Here is a 321-nt window from a genome sequence, read left to right on the forward strand (position 1 = left end):
CCAGATTTCCCATACCGAAGCATCAAAGGCCACTCCTGCAATCCACGTACTCCGATCTTCTTCCTTCCAGTAGGTGGTTCGATGCCAATCGATCAAATGGGATAACGACGCATGGGATACTGCTACTCCTTTGGGGTGACCGGTAGAACCGGAAGTATAGATCAAGTACGCCGTATCCGTGGCAGCGATCGGAATATCCAAAGGAGTTATTTGTTCTCCCATCCAATCCATATAACCGGTATCCAAGGAAAGGAGCTGTAGAGCTGGCACCTCGATTTCTACTTGGCTGTCTGCCAACACCAACTGCACCCCTGCATCTTG

General features: G+C 50.2%; 1 protein-coding gene. It reads right to left on the reverse strand.

Going from position 1 to position 321, the window contains the following annotated elements:
- Nucleotides 1-300, reverse strand: a 300-nt coding sequence (locus AC5WOF_RS19425; protein WP_496051593.1) for an AMP-binding protein, incomplete at its 3' end; no start/stop codon positions are given.
- Between the last annotated feature and the right edge of the window lie 21 nt (nucleotides 301-321).

The sequence above is a fragment of the Shimazuella sp. NTD250 genome (genome assembly GCF_059510375.1).